Origin of the sequence: Streptomyces sp. 351MFTsu5.1, assembly GCF_000383655.1 — a bacterium.
In the GTDB taxonomy this organism is placed as follows: domain Bacteria; phylum Actinomycetota; class Actinomycetes; order Streptomycetales; family Streptomycetaceae; genus Streptomyces; species Streptomyces griseorubiginosus.
Window position 1 is genome coordinate 377,435 of the sequence record NZ_KB911781.1, and the last position, 15,721, is coordinate 393,155.

Below are 15,721 nucleotides of genomic sequence, written 5' to 3' on the forward strand. Positions count from 1 at the left end.
GTAGGTTCCCGCTCAGCCCAGTTCGAAAGGCGCCCCCGGTGCGGTGGGGGCGCCTTTTCGCGTGATGCGGCGGGTCAGCCCGCCTGGGCTATGCGGGCCGCCCTCGCCGCCTTGGTGAGTTCCAGGTCGCGGCGCCTGCGGCGGGCCAGGACCACTCGGCGTTCCGCCGCGGTCAGGCCGCCCCAGACGCCGTAGGGCTCGGGCTGCAGCAGGGCGTGTTCGCGGCACTCGACCATGACCGGGCAGCGGGCGCAGACGCGCTTCGCGGCCTCCTCGCGGGAGAGCCTCGCGGCGGTGGGTTCCTTGGACGGGGCGAAGAACAGGCCGGCCTCGTCGCGCCGGCACACCGCCTCGGTGTGCCATGGAGCGTCTTGGTCCCTGTCCCGCACCGGCCCCCGCTGGGCCGGCACGGGAGCTACCTGCAGGGACGAATGCGGCGGTTGCAGCACGGTCTACTCCTGACGACGGCTTCGCGAGCGAGAGACGATGCAGCAAGCCCTACCCGCTGTGCGCGCGCCTATGCACTGAGTTCCCGACCGCCGGATTCCGCGTGCTCGTACGCCCTTCGGGGACTCGGTCGAGGCGGGACCGCTTCGCTCCGAAACCGTGCGCATTCACAGCCGTTAATGGCCCAGATGCTTGCGCAAACTCCTGTCGACCTTGTGATGGACCCGGTCGAGGATGTCCGCCACGAGCCTGCCGCGCTTGGGCCGCCCCTCGATGTTGCCGAGGATCGCCCAGCCGTCGATGTAGACCACCGGGGCGTCGGCGTCGGGCGAGTCCAGGGTGTCCACCTCGAAGTTCCCGAGAACGCCACCGCCGGTGCCGCGCAGCGAGACGTTCTCCGGGACGCGCACCTCCACGTTTCCGAAGACCGAGAACGCCTTGATGACGACCTGGCGGTACTCGAAGACCGCCTCGCTCAGGTCTATCTCGACACTGCCGAAGATCGCGTAGGCGTGGATGCGGCGGCCCGCGCGCCAGCGGCCCTTGCGGACGGCGGAGCTGAAGACCGCCACCACGTTGTCGTCCGGGTCGTGCGGGATCGCGTCGGTCGGGCGGTTGGCGGCCGGGGTCCAGGCCGGGGCGGCCCGGCGCTCATGAGCGGCGGGCAGGTCCCGGATGAAGATCTCCAGCTCACCGACCGTCTTGGCGCTCAGCACCCCCTCGACCCGCTCGGCGTGCTCGTCGGAGGTCAGCCGGCCCTCCGCGAGGGCCTCGCGGAGGATGTCGGCGATGCGGTCACGGTCGGCGTCCGAGGCGCGCAGGTCGGCCACCGCCGGTGCGGGGCCCGCGTGCTTCTGAAGGTCGGGCTTCTGAAGGTCCACGGCAGCAGCGTACCCAAACGCGATAGATCGCGACTAGGCCTGTGGACAAGTCTTGGGGAAGCAACTGAGCCCTACCTCACAAGCTCTCGACCTTGGACAGGTTCTAGGCTGGTGAGGCCCGCCAACGGCGGCGGGCCGCCGTCTTTCGAGTGAGGAATGGGCTGAGATGCCTGAGTTCGCATACACCGATCTGCTCCCCATGGGAGAGGACACCACCCCCTACCGGCTGGTGACCTCCGAGGGTGTCTCCACCTTCGAGGCCGACGGGCGGACCTTCCTCAAGGTGGAGCCGGAGGCGCTGCGCAAGCTCGCCGAGGAGGCCATCCACGACATCCAGCACTACCTGCGCCCGGCCCACCTCGCCCAGCTGCGCCGCATCATCGACGACCCCGAGGCGTCCGCCAACGACAAGTTCGTCGCGCTGGACCTGCTGAAGAACGCGAACATCGCGGCCGCCGGCGTGCTCCCGATGTGCCAGGACACCGGTACGGCGATCGTCATGGGCAAGCGCGGGCAGAACGTCCTCACCGAGGGCGGTGACGAGGCCGCGCTGTCCAAGGGCATCTACGACGCGTACCTGAACCTCAACCTGCGCTACTCCCAGATGGCCCCGCTGACCATGTGGGACGAGAAGAACACCGGCTCCAACCTCCCCGCGCAGATCGAGCTGTACGCCACCGACGGCGGCGCGTACAAGTTCCTGTTCATGGCGAAGGGCGGCGGCTCGGCCAACAAGTCGTTCCTCTACCAGGAGACGAAGGCCGTCCTGAACGAGGCCTCCATGATGAAGTTCCTGGAGGAGAAGATCCGTTCGCTCGGCACGGCCGCCTGTCCGCCGTACCACCTGGCGATCGTCGTGGGCGGTACCAGTGCCGAGTACGCGCTGAAGACCGCCAAGTACGCCTCCGCGCACTACCTGGACGAGATCCCGGCCGAGGGCTCGGAGCTCGGGCACGGCTTCCGGGACAAGGAGCTGGAGGAGAAGGTCTTCGAGCTGACCCAGAAGATCGGGATCGGGGCGCAGTTCGGCGGCAAGTACTTCTGCCACGACGTGCGGGTCGTACGGCTGCCCCGGCACGGTGCGTCCTGCCCGGTGGCCATCGCGGTGTCCTGCTCGGCCGACCGGCAGGCCGTCGCGAAGATCACCGCGGAAGGTGTCTTCCTGGAGCAGCTGGAGACGGACCCCGCGCGGTTCCTGCCGGAGACGACGGACGAGCACCTGGACGAGTCCGACGTCGTGCGGATCGACCTGAACCAGCCGATGGAGTCGATCCTCGCCGAGCTCACCAAGTACCCGGTGAAGACGCGGCTGTCGCTCACCGGCCCGCTGGTCGTGGCGCGGGACATCGCCCACGCCAAGATCAAGGAACGCCTTGACGCGGGCGAGGAGATGCCGCAGTACCTCAAGGACCACCCGGTGTACTACGCAGGCCCGGCGAAGACCCCCGAGGGCTACGCGTCCGGTTCCTTCGGTCCGACCACGGCCGGCCGCATGGACTCCTACGTCGAGCAGTTCCAGGCGGCGGGCGGCTCCAAGGTGATGCTGGCGAAGGGCAACCGGTCGGCCCAGGTCACCAAGGCCTGCGACAGCCACGGCGGCTTCTACCTCGGCTCCATCGGCGGCCCGGCCGCCCGGCTCGCCCAGGACTGCATCAAGAAGGTCGAGGTCGTCGAGTACGAGGAGCTCGGCATGGAGGCCGTCTGGAAGATCGAGGTCGAGGACTTCCCCGCCTTCATCGTCGTCGACGACAAGGGCAACGACTTCTTCCAGGACCCGGCGCCCGCACCGACGTTCACGTCGATTCCGGTGCGGGGCCCCGGGCTGGCGTAGTGCCTCCGGGCGGCGGGTATGGATCTCGCCTCCGCCGCCCCTACCCGTCCCGTCCCCAGGGCCTGCCGCCCCTTCGACCCCGCTTCGGCCTGAACGGCCCCGTCCTCACGACGATTCCGGTGCGGGGCCCCGGGCCGGCGTAGTGCCTCGGGTGCGGCGGAGGGACGGATGTCTCGCCCCCGCCGCCCCTACCCGTCCCGTCCCCAGGGGCCGCGCCCCTTAGACCCCGCCGCAGAGAGCCTGTACCCGGCCCCAGCGGGCTGAGGATCCTCGTCCTCGAACGCCGGACGGGCTGACGGGTGCCGGCGCGATCTCTCGTACACGGGACGCGCCGACGGCGGCCGTTGCACCGCCAGGGTCTCGGACCAGTCACTGCCGCACACCCGCGCGAGGCCCGGCTCACCCCCGGCAGGCACCCGACCAGCCCACGGCCGGAACAACCCGCCCGCCCCGTTCGCTGTACCCGGTATGAGCGAATACCGCATCGAGCACGACTCCATGGGCGAGGTCCAGGTTCCCGTGGACGCCAAGTGGCGGGCCCAGACGCAGCGGGCCGTGGAGAACTTCCCGATCTCCGGGCAGCGGATCGAGCGGGCGCACATCGAGGCGCTCGCCCGGATCAAGGGCGCGGCCGCGAAGGTGAACGCGCGGCTGGGGGTGCTCGACAAGGACATCGCGGAGGCCGTCCAGGAGGCCGCCGAGGAGGTCGCGGAGGGCAAGTGGGACGAGCACTTCCCGATCGACGTCTTCCAGACCGGCTCCGGCACCTCGTCGAACATGAACGCCAACGAGGTCATCGCGACCCTGGCGACGGAGCGGCTCGGCGAGGGCCGCAGCGTACATCCCAACGACCATGTGAACGCCTCCCAGTCGTCCAACGACGTCTTCCCCTCCTCCATCCACATCGCCGCCACCGCCGCCGTCACCCAGGACCTGATCCCGGCGCTCGAGCACCTCGCCGCGGCCCTGACCCGCAAGTCCGAGGAGTTCGCCGACGTCGTGAAGTCGGGGCGGACCCATCTGATGGACGCCACCCCGGTGACGCTCGGCCAGGAGTTCGGGGGCTACGCCGCCCAGATCAGGTACGGCGTGGAGCGCCTCACCGCCTCGCTCCCCCGGCTCGCCGAACTCCCCCTGGGCGGCACCGCCGTCGGCACCGGCATCAACACCCCGCCCGGTTTCTCCGCCGCCGTCATCGAGGAGGTCGCCCGCACCACCGGGCTGCCCCTCACCGAGGCGCGGGACCACTTCGAGGCGCAGGGCGCCCGGGACGGGATCGTGGAGACCAGCGGGCAGCTCAGGACCATCGCGGTCGGGCTGACGAAGATCGCCAACGACCTGCGCTGGATGTCCTCCGGGCCGAGGACCGGCCTCGCGGAGATCTCGCTCCCCGACCTCCAGCCCGGTTCCTCGATCATGCCCGGCAAGGTCAACCCGGTGATCCCGGAGGCCGTGCTCATGGTCGCCGCCCAGGTGATCGGCAACGACGCGACCGTCGCCACCGCGGGCGCGGCCGGCAACTTCGAGCTCAACGTGATGCTTCCGGTCATCGCCAAGAACGTCCTGGAGTCGGTCCGGCTGCTCGCCAACGTCTCCCGGCTGCTCGCCGACCGCACCGTCGACGGCATCGTCGCCCACCGTGAACGCGCCCGGGAGTACGCCGAGTCCTCGCCCTCCGTGGTCACCCCGCTCAACAAGTACATCGGGTACGAGGAGGCCGCGAAGGTCGCCAAGAAGGCCCTGGCGGAACGGAAGACGATCCGGCAGGTCGTGCTGGAGAGCGGGTACGTGGAGCGCGGCGACCTGACGGAGCAGCAGCTCGACGAGGCCCTGGATGTCCTGCGGATGACACGGCCGTAACCTTTCCCCGCCCCGGCGTGAACCGTGACGCGTACCGCAGCGTCGTATGCCTATGGCACCTAATATCTGTTCATGGCAGACGGTGGAGCGGTGAGAGCGGTGGAAGCGGGTACGTCGGCGCACTTCTGGGAGCCCGGGAGTCAGATCCTGTGGCGCTACCGGCAGAACGCGGGCGCGAGCTTCCACATCGCCCGCCCCGTCACCGTCGTACGCGACGACGCGGAGCTGCTGGCCGTGTGGCTGGCACCGGGCACCGAGTGTGTGAAGCCGGTGCTGGCCGACGGCACCTCCGTGCACGCCGAGCCGCTGGAGTCCCGTTACACCAAGCCGCGGACCGTGCAGCGGGACCGCTGGTTCGGCACCGGGGTGCTGAAGCTGGCCCGGCCCGGCCTGCCGTGGTCGGTGTGGCTGTTCTGGGAGCCGGGCTGGCGGTTCAAGAACTGGTACGTGAACCTCGAGGAGCCGCTGGCCCGTTGGGCCGGGGGTGTGGACTCCGAGGACCACTTCCTGGACATCACGGTGGATCCGGACGGCAGTTGGCAGTGGCGGGACGAGGACGAGTTCGCGCAGGCCCAGCAGGACGGTCTGATGGATCCCGACCTGGCCGAACGGGTGCGGGACGCGGGGCGTTCCGCGGTGGAGGTGATCCGCGCCTGGGGCCCGCCGTTCTCCGGTGGCTGGCCCGACTGGCGGCCCGATCCGTCCTGGAGTGTCCCGCTCCTTCCGGAAGACTGGGACCGTACGCCCGCGCACTTGTCCTCATGAGACCCTTGATGCGCCCCCGGGCCGCAAACGTAGGATCGTCCTCCGCAAGTAAACGCAGCGGCAACTACCGGGGCGGGCACTGGGCTTGACCGATCGTCACCGAGGGGCGGCAGGACGTGAGCGTGGGGTACGAGGGCAACACCGGTACGGGCCGACGGTTCGCCGCCACTGCGGGAACAGCCCCTGACCACGCGGAAATTCCGTTCCTGGGACATGCATTCCGGGTATCGGGACTTCGGCGGGACCCACTGCGTGTACGGCGCGCAGCCCCGGACGGACGGATTCGACACGCGTGACGGACCACCCGACCTCCTTCGAACGCTCCCAGCCGGGCGTCGACCCCACGGACCCCGGTGGGGCGCTGCTGCGTTCCCCGGTGTCCTCTCCCGCCCCGGGCGTCGGGGCCCCGCCCGCTTTACCCGTACAGGCCCGCTCCGGTGACCCCGCCCCGGACGCGGCCCCCGTCCTCCAGAGCAGCAACAGCAGGACCGGCTCGACCGGCAAGACCGGCAACAACAAGGACAAGGGCATGAACCCGGCCGGTACCGGCCCCGAGCACTCCCAGCCGGCCACCGCCGAGCAGGACACGCACCGCCCGCGGCCCGTCTCCGAGTCCGTCCCGGTCCAGCCGGGCGGCGAGGACGACCGGACGCAGAGCGGCGACGAACGCCGTACCGGACAGGGGCTGCCCCCGGGCCGGCCCACTCCGATGCGGCGGGACGGCGACCGGCTGCGCTTCGTGGGCGCGGCCACGCGTCGGATCGCCCGGGGCATCGACCTGGACGAGATCGTGATGGGGCTGTGCCGGGCGACCGTGCCGACCTTCTCGGACGCGATCCTCGTCTATCTGCGCGACCCGCTGCCGGTGGGCGACGAGCGGCCCACGGGTCCTCTCGTGCTCCGGCTGCGGCGCAGCGACCGGATCCCGCAGCAGGAGCGGGACCTGGAGGACGGCATCCTGCCGGTCCCGGTGCCGGAGAACCCGTCCGAGCTGGACGGCCTCGGCACCGAGCTGTGCGAGGTCCAGCCGGGCAGCGCGCTCGCCGAGGTGCTGCGTGGGGTGCGTCCGGTCTTCACGGACACCCCGGCGGCCCATGCGGCGCTGCCGGAACTGCTCGGCGAGGGCTGTGAGTTCGCCGTGCCGTCGGGCCGTCGCGCGATCCTCGCGCCGTTGCGCGGCCGGCGCCGGGTCATCGGTGCCGCGCTGTTCCTGCGTCGCCCGGACCGCATCCCCTTCGACCCGGACGACCTCCTGGTCGCCGCCCAGCTCGCCACGCACAGCGCGCTGGGCATCGACAAGGCGGTGCTGTACGGCCGTGAGGCGTACATCGCCGACGAGCTCCAGCGCACCATGCTGCCGGAGACGCTCCCGCGCCCGACGGGCGTGCGGCTGGCCTCGCGTTATCTGCCGGCCGCCGAGACGGCCCGGGTGGGCGGCGACTGGTACGACGCGATCCCGCTGCCGGGCAGCCGGGTCGCGCTGGTGGTGGGTGACGTCATGGGGCACTCCATGACGTCGGCGGCGATCATGGGCCAGCTGCGGACCACCGCGCAGACGCTGGCCGGGCTCGACCTGCCCCCGCAGGAGGTGCTGCACCACCTCGACGAACAGGCCCAGCGGCTCGGTACGGACCGTATGGCGACCTGTCTCTACGCCGTCTACGACCCGGTCTCGCACCGGATCACCATCGCCAACGCCGGTCATCCGCCGCCGGTGCTGCTGCATCTGGGCGGCCGCGCGGAGGTGCTCCGGGTGCCGCCGGGCGCGCCGATCGGTGTCGGGGGCGTCGACTTCGAGGCCGTGGAGCTGGACGCGCCCGCCGGGGCCACGCTGCTGCTGTACACCGACGGGCTCGTGGAGTCGCGGTTGCGGGACGTGTGGACCGGCATAGAGCAGCTGCGGGAGAAGCTCGCCGCGACGGCGCAGCTGACCGGTCCTGACCATCCGCCGCCGCTGGAGGCGCTGTGCGACGAGGTGCTGGACATGCTCGGTCCCGGCGACCGGGACGACGACATCGCGCTGCTCGCGGCCCGCTTCGACGGGATCGCGCCGAGCGATGTGGCGTACTGGTTCCTGGAGCCGGAGGACGCGGCTCCCGGTCGGGCGCGGCGGCTGGCGCGGCGGGCGCTGTCCCGCTGGGGCATGGAGGATCTCACCGACTCGGTCGAGCTGTTGGTGAGTGAGGTCGTCACCAACGCGGTGCGGTACGCGACCCGCCCGGTGACGCTCCGGCTGCTGCGGACCGACGTGCTGCGGTGCGAGGTCGGCGACGACGTGCCCCAGCTGCCCCGGCTGCGGCAGGCCCGGGCGACGGACGAGGGCGGCCGGGGTCTCTACCTGGTGAACCGGCTCGCCCGGCGCTGGGGCGCCACCCGGCTGAGCACCGGCAAGGTGGTCTGGTTCGAGCTCAACCGGGGCTAGCCCCGGGAACGGAAACGACGAGAGGGGGCGCCCGGCCTGTGCCGGGCGCCCCCTCTTCGTGCCGGTCGCTACTGGTCGGCGTTCGGCTCGAACGGGTTCGCCGGTGGCGTGGTGCTGTTCTGCGGTGTCGACGGCGGTACCGAGACCGGCGGGGTCGTCGGCGGGGTGGTCTGCGGAGTGGTCGGCGGGGTCGTCGTCGGCGTCTGGGACGGGGTCTCAGACGGCTTCTGGGTGGTCGGGGTCGACGACGGGGTGCTGGACGGGGTGGCCGACGGGCTCGGCGTCCAGGTGGGCTGGACGGCGGCGCCCTGGTCGGTGTCCAGGTCGAACTTGGTGTTCTTGCCGGCGACGCCGAAGGTGTACTCGGCCCAGATCTCCGCCGGGAAGCCACCGCCGTTGACCCGGGGCTCGCCGCCCACGCCGTACATCTTGGCCTGTGCCTTGGTCTTGTCGTCCTCGCCGAAGAGACCGACCGAGGTGACGAGGTCCGGGGTGTAGCCGGTGAACCAGGCCGACTTGTTGTCGTCGGAGGTTCCGGTCTTGCCGGCGACCTTGCGGCCGTCGCGGGCCGTGTTCTGCTGCACGGACTGCTGAGCCGTACCGTCGTTGACCACGCCGGTCAGCACCGAGGTGACCGTGTCGGCGGCCTCCCGGCTGATGACCTGCTCGCCGATCGGGTCGGGCATCTGGAACTCGGTGCCGCCCTGCTCGGCCGACTTGATGATGGTCGGTGTGACCTGCCTGCCGTGGTTGTCGAGGGTGGCGTAGACGCCGGCCATCTGGATCGGGCTCGCGCCCATGGTGCCCAGGGTGTAAGCGGGCAGCGGCTTGAGATCGCCGGTGTCCATGCCGAGCTTCGTGGCCGTCGCGAGCACCTTGTCCATGCCGACGTCGACGCCCATCTGCGCGAAGACGGAGTTGATGGACTGGTTCATCGCCGTCTGGACGGTGACCTGCTTGCCGTAGTCGTGGTCGTCCTCGTTCTCGGGGGCGAATCCGACCTTGTCGCCGTTGCTGTCCACGACCTGGCGCTTGCTGGTGCCGTCGTAGAGCGTGTTGGCGCCGATGGTCTTGCCGCTCTGCGTCTGGGAGTTGTTCTCCAGGGCGGCGGCGAGGATCACCGGCTTGAAGGTCGAGGCAGGCTGGTAGTCGGTGCGGTTGGCGTTGTTGAAGAAGTGCTTGGTGTAGTCGGTGCCGCCGTACAGGGCGACGATCTTCCCCGTCTTCGGGTCGACGGAGGCCGCACCGGCCTGGACGTTTCTGTCCACCTTGCGCTTCTTCGGGTCCAGCTGCTTGGTCAGCTGGTCCTTGACCGCCTTCTCCAGCTGGGCCTGCTTCTTCTTGTCGATGTTCAGGGTGAAGGTCCACCCGGAGTTCTCGACGCGGGCCTCCGCCTCGTCCTGGGTGATGTTCTCCTTGGCCACCAGCTGCTTCTCGAGCTGCTGCTTGGCCAGCTTGATGAAGTAGCCCTTCTGCCCTTCGAGGCCCGGGTCGGCCTTGGGCTCCTTGGGCACCGGGAACGTCAGCTTGGCGCGCTCGCTCTGGCTCAGCCAGCCCTGCTTGACCATGTTGTTCAGGACGTAGTTCCAGCGCGCCTGTACGAGCTTCTTGCCGGTCGGAGTGGCGACCGCCCAGTCGTACTGGCTCGGCGCCTGGAGCAGTGCGGCAAGGTAGGCGCCCTGCGCGACGTTGAGCTTGCTCGCGTCGACGCGGTAGTAGTCCTGGGCCGCGGCCTGGATGCCGTAGGCGCCACGACCGTAGTAGCTGGTGTTGATGTAACCGGCGAGGATGTAGTCCTTGGACTTCTCCCGGTCCACCTTCAGCGAGATGACCAGTTCCTTCAGCTTCCGCGTGACGGTCTGGTCCTGGTCGAGGTAGTAGTTCTTGACGTACTGCTGGGTGATCGTGGAGCCACCCTGCTTGCCTTTGCCGGACAGCGTGTTGAGCAGACCTCGGGCGGTGCCCTTGAGGTCGATGCCGGCGTCCGTGTAGAAGGTCTTGTTCTCCGCGGCCACGAAGGTGCGCTGGACCGGCTTGGGCACTTCGGAGAGGTCGACGATCTCTCGGTTGGTGTCGCCCTCGCGGGCCATGACCGAGCCGTCGCTGTACTTGTAGATGTTGCTCTGTTCCTGCGCGGCCGCGTTGCCCTTGGGAATGTCGATCATGAGGTACATCACGACGAAGGCGCCGATGCCGAGCAGGCAGACGGCGAAGAACGTGCCGAGCATCTTCTTCCAGGTGAAGAGCCTGCGTATGCCGCTCTTACCGTTCTTCGCGCCCTTCTTACCGCGGGCGGCCGCCTTGCGGGCCGCGGCCCTGCCGCCGGTCGCGATGCCCTCGCTCGGCGTCCCGGACGAGCGCGTGGGCGGCGCCGCGCGGTGGCCACCGCGCTGACGTGCTCTTCTCTCTTCCGCTCGTCCCATGGGTCGACTCGCTCCGCTTCCTCATCGGCGGCCACACAGGTTCGTGGCTCAGGTCAGCTCAGAAAGCTAACACCGGTCTATATGACACAGCGCATTCGATCCGGTCTCGGAGGGGCGTGAGAATCAGCACCCGCCTCCTCGGAACCAGACCTCCGAAAGGGCTTCAAGGTTGCCGGGAGGGGGTAATCTGATATCATTTAGCTAGAAGTTGGCTAGTCCACGAAACGGGGGACCCTCCATGTCCGCACACGATTCCGCGCCCGCCGCGGACGCACCCGACATGCCCGCACCGCGCGTGCGGGAGGTCGCCGCGCACAGCATCGGCGGCGCGCTCGCGCTGCTGCTGGGCCTGCTCGGGCTGCTGCTCGCCGTCTTCCTGTTCGCCGCGAGCGGGGAGAGCCCCGGCTTCGCGGTCGGCGGGGTGATCGTCCTGATCGCCGCGCTGATCTCGCTGCGCGGCCTGAACACGGTCGCGCCGGGCGAGGCCCGGGTCGTCCAGCTCTTCGGCCGCTACAAGGGCACGATCCGCCAGGACGGCCTGCGCTGGGTGAACCCCTTCACCTCCCGCACCAAGATCTCCACCCGGGTCCGCAACCACGAGACCGCCGTCCTCAAGGTCAACGACGCCTACGGCAACCCGATCGAGCTCGCCGCGGTCGTGGTGTGGAAGGTCGAGGACACCGCGCAGGCAACCTTCGAGGTGGACAACTTCGTGAAGTTCGTCGCCACCCAGACCGAGACGGCCGTACGGCACATCGCGATCGAGTACCCCTACGACGCCCACGACGAGGAAGGGCTCTCGCTGCGCGGCAACGCCGACGAGATCACCCAGAAGCTCGCCACCGAGCTGCACGCGCGCGTGGAGACGGCCGGCGTCCAGATCATCGAGTCCCGCTTCACGCACCTCGCCTACGCGCCCGAGATCGCCTCGGCGATGCTCCAGCGGCAGCAGGCCGGGGCGGTCGTCGCGGCCCGGCGCCAGATCGTGGAGGGCGCGGTCGGCATGGTCGAGGAGGCGCTCGCCCGGATCACCGAGCGGGACATCGTCGAGCTGGACGAGGAGCGCAAGGCGGCGATGGTGTCCAACCTGATGGTGGTGCTCTGCGGCGACCGCGCGCCGCAGCCGGTCCTCAACACCGGGACCCTCTACCAGTGACGGCACCTTCCGAGGGGGGCTCCCCCGAGCGGCGGCCTCAGCAGCGCAAGCAGGTGCTGCTGAGGCTGGACCCGTCGGTGTACGAGGCGCTGGCGCGGTGGGCCGGGGACGAGCTGCGGTCGGCCAACGCGCAGATCGAGTTCCTGCTGCGCAGGGCCCTGAAGGAGGCGGGCCGGCTGCCCGGCGACACCGGGCCGCTGCCTCGCCGGGGACGGCCGCCCAAGCACCCCGAGGACACGTAGAGCGCGCGTAGCAGAACCGTGACAATCATCCCTCACCTGGGGCTGCTCACCCCCTGACCCTCCCCTACACACTCCGCGTATACATGCGGGGTATACACCGCATGTACAGTCCTCCCCATGTCCATCGGTCACACCCTCCTAGGGCTCCTGGAGTCGGGCCCCCGCCACGGTTACGACCTCAAGCGGGCCTTCGACGAGAAGTTCGGTCACGACCGGCCGCTGCACTACGGCCAGGTCTACTCGACGATGTCCCGCCTGCTGAAGAACGGGCTCGTCGAAGTCGACGGCATCGAGCCCGGCGGCGGCCCCGAACGCAAGCGGTACGCCATCACGGACGCCGGGATCACCGACGTACAGACGTGGCTGGCGACGCCCGAGAAGCCGGAGCCGTACCTCCAGTCCACGCTGTACACCAAGATCGTCCTCGCGCTGCTCACCCACCGCGACGCGGCCGACATCCTCGACACCCAGCGCGCCGAGCACCTGCGGATGATGCGCATCCTCACGGACCGCAAGCGCCGGGGCGACCTCGCGGACCAGCTGATCTGCGACCACGCCCTGTTCCACCTGGAAGCCGACCTGCGCTGGCTGGAGCTGACCGCCGCGCGTCTCGAGAAGCTCGCGGAGGTGGTGGTCAAGTGACCCCGGCCGGTTCCCTGCTCGTCGCCGACGCGCTGCACAAGGCGTACGGCCCGACCGTCGCGCTCGACGGCGCCGAGTTCTCCATCCACCCCGGCGAGGTCGTCGCCGTCATGGGCCCCTCCGGGTCCGGCAAGTCGACCCTGCTGCACTGTCTGGCCGGGATCGTCACACCCGACTCGGGCTCGATCCTCTACAACGGCCGCGAGATGGCCACCATGAACGACGCCGAGCGCAGTGCCCTCAGGCGCTCCGAGTTCGGCTTCGTCTTCCAGTTCGGGCAGCTGGTGCCCGAACTGACCTGTGTGGAGAACGTGGCGCTGCCGCTGCGGCTGAACGGCACCTCCCGCAAGGAGGCCGAGAAGGCCGCGCTCGGCTGGATGGAGCGCCTGGAGGTCGACGACCTCCGCAAGAAGCGTCCCGGTGAGGTGTCCGGCGGTCAGGGGCAGCGGGTGGCCGTGGCCCGGTCCCTGGTGACCAACCCGCGGGTGCTGTTCGCGGACGAGCCGACCGGCGCGCTGGACTCCCTCAACGGGGAGCGGGTCATGGAGCTGCTCACCGAGGCCGCGCGGTCCACCAACGCGGCCGTCGTCCTCGTCACGCACGAGGCTCGGGTCGCCGCCTACTCCGACCGCGAGATCGTCGTACGGGACGGGAAGTCCCGGGACATGGAGCGGGTCGTATGAACGTGCGGCAGTGGTCGAGAGACCTCTCCATGGGGGTTCGGTTCGCCTTCGCCGGCGGACGCGAAGGGTGGGTCCGGGCGCTGCTGACCGCGGTCGGCGTCGGACTGGGGGTGGCGCTGCTGCTGCTCACCACCGCGCTGCCGAACGCCCTGACGGTCCGGCACGAGCGGGGCGACGCCCGCGCGGACACCAACTACGGGCAACAGATGAAGAAGGCCGACAACACCCTGCTGTCGGCGAACGCGTCGACCACCTTCCGGGACACCGACGTCCGCGGCCGGGACCTGGAGCCCGAGGGGCCGAAGGCGCCCCTGCCGCCGGGGGTCGACAAGTTCCCCGCGGTCGGCGAGATGGTCGTCTCCCCCGCGCTGAAGAAACTGCTGGAGTCCTCCGACGGCAAGCTCCTGCGGGAGCGGCTGCCGAACCGGATCGCCGGGACGATCGCCGAGAGCGGGTTGATCGGCTCCCACGAACTCGCCTTCTACCGCGGGGCCGAGGGGCTCACCCCCGACGGCGCCGGGATCACCCGGATCGACGAGTACGGCAATCCGAACCCGACCGAGTCCGACTCCGACCCGGTGCTGGTGCTGCTGGTCCTGGTCGTCTTCGTGGTGCTGCTGACGCCGGTCGCCGTGTTCATCGCCGCGGCCGTCCGCTTCGGCGGCGAACGGCGCGACCGACGGCTCGCCGCCCTCAGGCTGGTGGGCGCCGACGGCCGCTCGACCCGGCGGATCGCCGCCGGCGAGGCGCTGGCGGGCGCGGTGCTCGGCCTGGTGCTCGGCACGGTGTTCTTCCTGATCGGCCGTGAAGTGGCGGGCTCCATGGAGGTGTTCGGGCAGAGCGTGTTCCCGAGCTACCTCAACCCCTCGCCGCTGCTGGCCCTGGTGGTCGCCCTCGCGGTGCCCGCGGCGGCCGTGCTGGTGACGCTGCTCGCCCTGCGGGGCGTGGTGATCGAGCCGCTCGGCGTGGTGCGTACCGCGAAGCCCGCGCGGCGCCGGCTGTGGTGGCGGCTGCTGCTGCCGCTGGCCGGGCTCGGGATGCTCTACCCGATGGTCGGACAGGGCCGCGACGGCGGCGACTTCAACCAGTACCTCGTCACCGGCGGGGTGATCTCGCTCCTGGTCGGCGTGACCGCGCTGCTGCCGTGGATCGTCGAGGCGGTCGTGGCCCGGCTGGGCGCGGGTGCGGTGTCCTGGCAACTGGCCGTGCGCAGGCTCCAGTTGAGCAGCGGCACGGCGGCCCGGATGGTCAACGGCATCGCGGTCGCGGTGGCCGGGGCGATCGCGCTCCAGATGCTGTTCGCGGGCACGTCGAGCGACTACACCAAGGACACCACGTACGACCTCTCGCGGGCGCAGATGCAGGTGAGCGTCCCGAAGGGGAAGTCGCTCGCGGCGACCGCGAAGGAACTGGCCGAGACCAAGGGAGTCCGGCACGCGTTCGCGTTCAACGAGGGCTTCACCAACGACGGGCCGGGCGAGAACGCGAACTGGGCCCGGGTGACCGTGGCCGACTGCGCGTCCCTGCGTCAGGTGGCCAAGCTGCCCTCCTGCCGCGACGGCGACGTCTTCGCCTCCCATGTCGCGCCGCGACAGGGCGACAGCGCCTCCGCTAGCGAGAACGCCGACGACGAGTCGACCGTGGCGGCCCGGCCCGGCCGGAAGCTCTGGTTCGACACCTCCGAGGACCCGGAGAAGCCCACCTCGGTGACCTGGAAGGTTCCGCAGGGCGTCAAGCAGGCGGAGGCCATCGACGACCCGACGGGCTACCGGCGCGGCGGCATCCTGGTCACCCCGTCCGCCTTCCCGGCGACGGCCGCGGCGGGTGTGCGCGGAGAGATCTATCTGCGGCTGGACGACTCGGTGCCGGACGCGCGCGAGTACGTCCGCAACACGGCCGCCCGGATCGACCCGCACGAGGAGCCCATGACCTGGGTGTCCGCCAAGCGCAACAACGAGTACGCCTCCATCCGCACCGGCCTGTTCGTGGGCGCCGTCTGTGTCCTCGCGCTGATCGGGGCGAGCCTGCTGGTCTCCCAGCTGGAGCAGCTGCGCGAGCGCAAGAAGCTGCTGTCGGCGCTGATCGCCTTCGGCACCAAGCGGCGCACCCTGAGCCTGTCGGTTCTGTGGCAGACGGCGATCCCGGTCGGGCTCGGTCTGCTGCTGGCCTCGGCGGTGGGGCTGACGCTGGGCGTGGTCCTGCTGAAGATGACGAGCACCGCGGTGCGGGTGGACTGGCCGAGCGTGCTGGCGTTGACCGGCGCGGGGGCCGCGGTGGTCGTCGTGGTGACCCTGCTGAGCCTGCCGCCGCTGCTCCGGCTGATGCGGCCGGACGGGCTGCGGACGGAGTAACCGCCCGCAGCCGGCTGT

The 15,721-nt window shown here is 70.3% G+C and carries 12 protein-coding genes; 9 read left to right on the forward strand and 3 right to left on the reverse strand.

From position 1 onward, the window contains the following. Nucleotides 1-74: 74 nt before the first annotated feature. Nucleotides 75-449, reverse strand: coding sequence for a WhiB family transcriptional regulator (locus tag H295_RS0118520; RefSeq protein ID WP_078616681.1), 375 nt, complete (start codon nucleotides 447-449; stop codon nucleotides 75-77). 174 nt (nucleotides 450-623) lie between these two features. Then, nucleotides 624-1,328 (reverse strand): DUF1707 SHOCT-like domain-containing protein, encoded by a 705-nt coding sequence (locus H295_RS0118525; protein WP_020136828.1) that lies wholly within the window; start codon nucleotides 1,326-1,328, stop codon nucleotides 624-626. A gap of 166 nt (nucleotides 1,329-1,494) precedes the next feature. On the opposite strand from H295_RS0118525, the gene H295_RS0118530 reads away from it, so the two are divergent. The 4 genes from H295_RS0118530 to H295_RS0118545 all read left to right on the forward strand — a co-directional run bounded on the left by H295_RS0118530 (nucleotide 1,495) and on the right by H295_RS0118545 (nucleotide 8,206). Further along, nucleotides 1,495-3,159 (forward strand): fumarate hydratase, encoded by a 1,665-nt coding sequence (locus H295_RS0118530; RefSeq protein ID WP_020136829.1) that lies wholly within the window; start codon nucleotides 1,495-1,497, stop codon nucleotides 3,157-3,159. Nucleotides 3,160-3,627: 468 nt separating this feature from the next. Then, nucleotides 3,628-5,019 carry a class II fumarate hydratase gene (locus H295_RS0118535; RefSeq protein ID WP_020136830.1) on the forward strand — a complete coding sequence of 464 codons (1,392 nt, stop codon included), beginning with the start codon at nucleotides 3,628-3,630 and terminating at the stop codon, nucleotides 5,017-5,019. Between the two features lie 72 nt (nucleotides 5,020-5,091). Next, the gene (locus H295_RS0118540; protein ID WP_199788599.1) at nucleotides 5,092-5,784 is read left to right on the forward strand and encodes a DUF402 domain-containing protein; all 693 of its coding nucleotides are present in this window, start codon (nucleotides 5,092-5,094) and stop codon (nucleotides 5,782-5,784) included. Between the two features lie 292 nt (nucleotides 5,785-6,076). Continuing rightward, nucleotides 6,077-8,206 carry a SpoIIE family protein phosphatase gene (locus tag H295_RS0118545; protein WP_020136832.1) on the forward strand — a complete coding sequence of 710 codons (2,130 nt, stop codon included), beginning with the start codon at nucleotides 6,077-6,079 and terminating at the stop codon, nucleotides 8,204-8,206. A 68-nt stretch (nucleotides 8,207-8,274) separates the two neighbouring features. On the opposite strand, the gene H295_RS0118550 is transcribed toward H295_RS0118545, so the two are convergent. Next, the gene (locus H295_RS0118550) at nucleotides 8,275-10,629 is read right to left on the reverse strand and encodes a transglycosylase domain-containing protein (RefSeq protein ID WP_028809498.1); all 2,355 of its coding nucleotides are present in this window, start codon (nucleotides 10,627-10,629) and stop codon (nucleotides 8,275-8,277) included. 238 nt (nucleotides 10,630-10,867) lie between these two features. Here H295_RS0118550 and H295_RS0118555 point away from each other — a divergent pair, with 238 nt between their 5' ends. The 5 genes from H295_RS0118555 (at nucleotide 10,868) to H295_RS0118575 (ending at nucleotide 15,703) form a co-directional block, all read left to right on the forward strand. Continuing rightward, entirely contained in the window at nucleotides 10,868-11,785 is a 918-nt protein-coding gene (locus H295_RS0118555; protein WP_020136835.1) for an SPFH domain-containing protein, read from the forward strand. Beyond that, nucleotides 11,731-12,027: a hypothetical protein gene (locus H295_RS0118560; protein WP_199788604.1), complete on the forward strand. Its 297-nt coding sequence runs from the start codon at nucleotides 11,731-11,733 to the stop codon at nucleotides 12,025-12,027. Before H295_RS0118555 ends, H295_RS0118560 begins: the two co-directional genes overlap by 55 nt. Before the next feature lie 117 nt (nucleotides 12,028-12,144). Next, the gene (locus H295_RS0118565) at nucleotides 12,145-12,669 is read left to right on the forward strand and encodes a PadR family transcriptional regulator (RefSeq protein ID WP_020136837.1); all 525 of its coding nucleotides are present in this window, start codon (nucleotides 12,145-12,147) and stop codon (nucleotides 12,667-12,669) included. Beyond that, complete coding sequence (locus H295_RS0118570) at nucleotides 12,666-13,352, forward strand: ABC transporter ATP-binding protein (RefSeq protein WP_020136838.1); 687 nt, start codon at nucleotides 12,666-12,668, stop codon at nucleotides 13,350-13,352. Before H295_RS0118565 ends, H295_RS0118570 begins: the two co-directional genes overlap by 4 nt. Further along, nucleotides 13,349-15,703 (forward strand): ABC transporter permease, encoded by a 2,355-nt coding sequence (locus tag H295_RS0118575; protein WP_020136839.1) that lies wholly within the window; start codon nucleotides 13,349-13,351, stop codon nucleotides 15,701-15,703. Before H295_RS0118570 ends, H295_RS0118575 begins: the two co-directional genes overlap by 4 nt. Nucleotides 15,704-15,721: the final 18 nt, after the last annotated feature.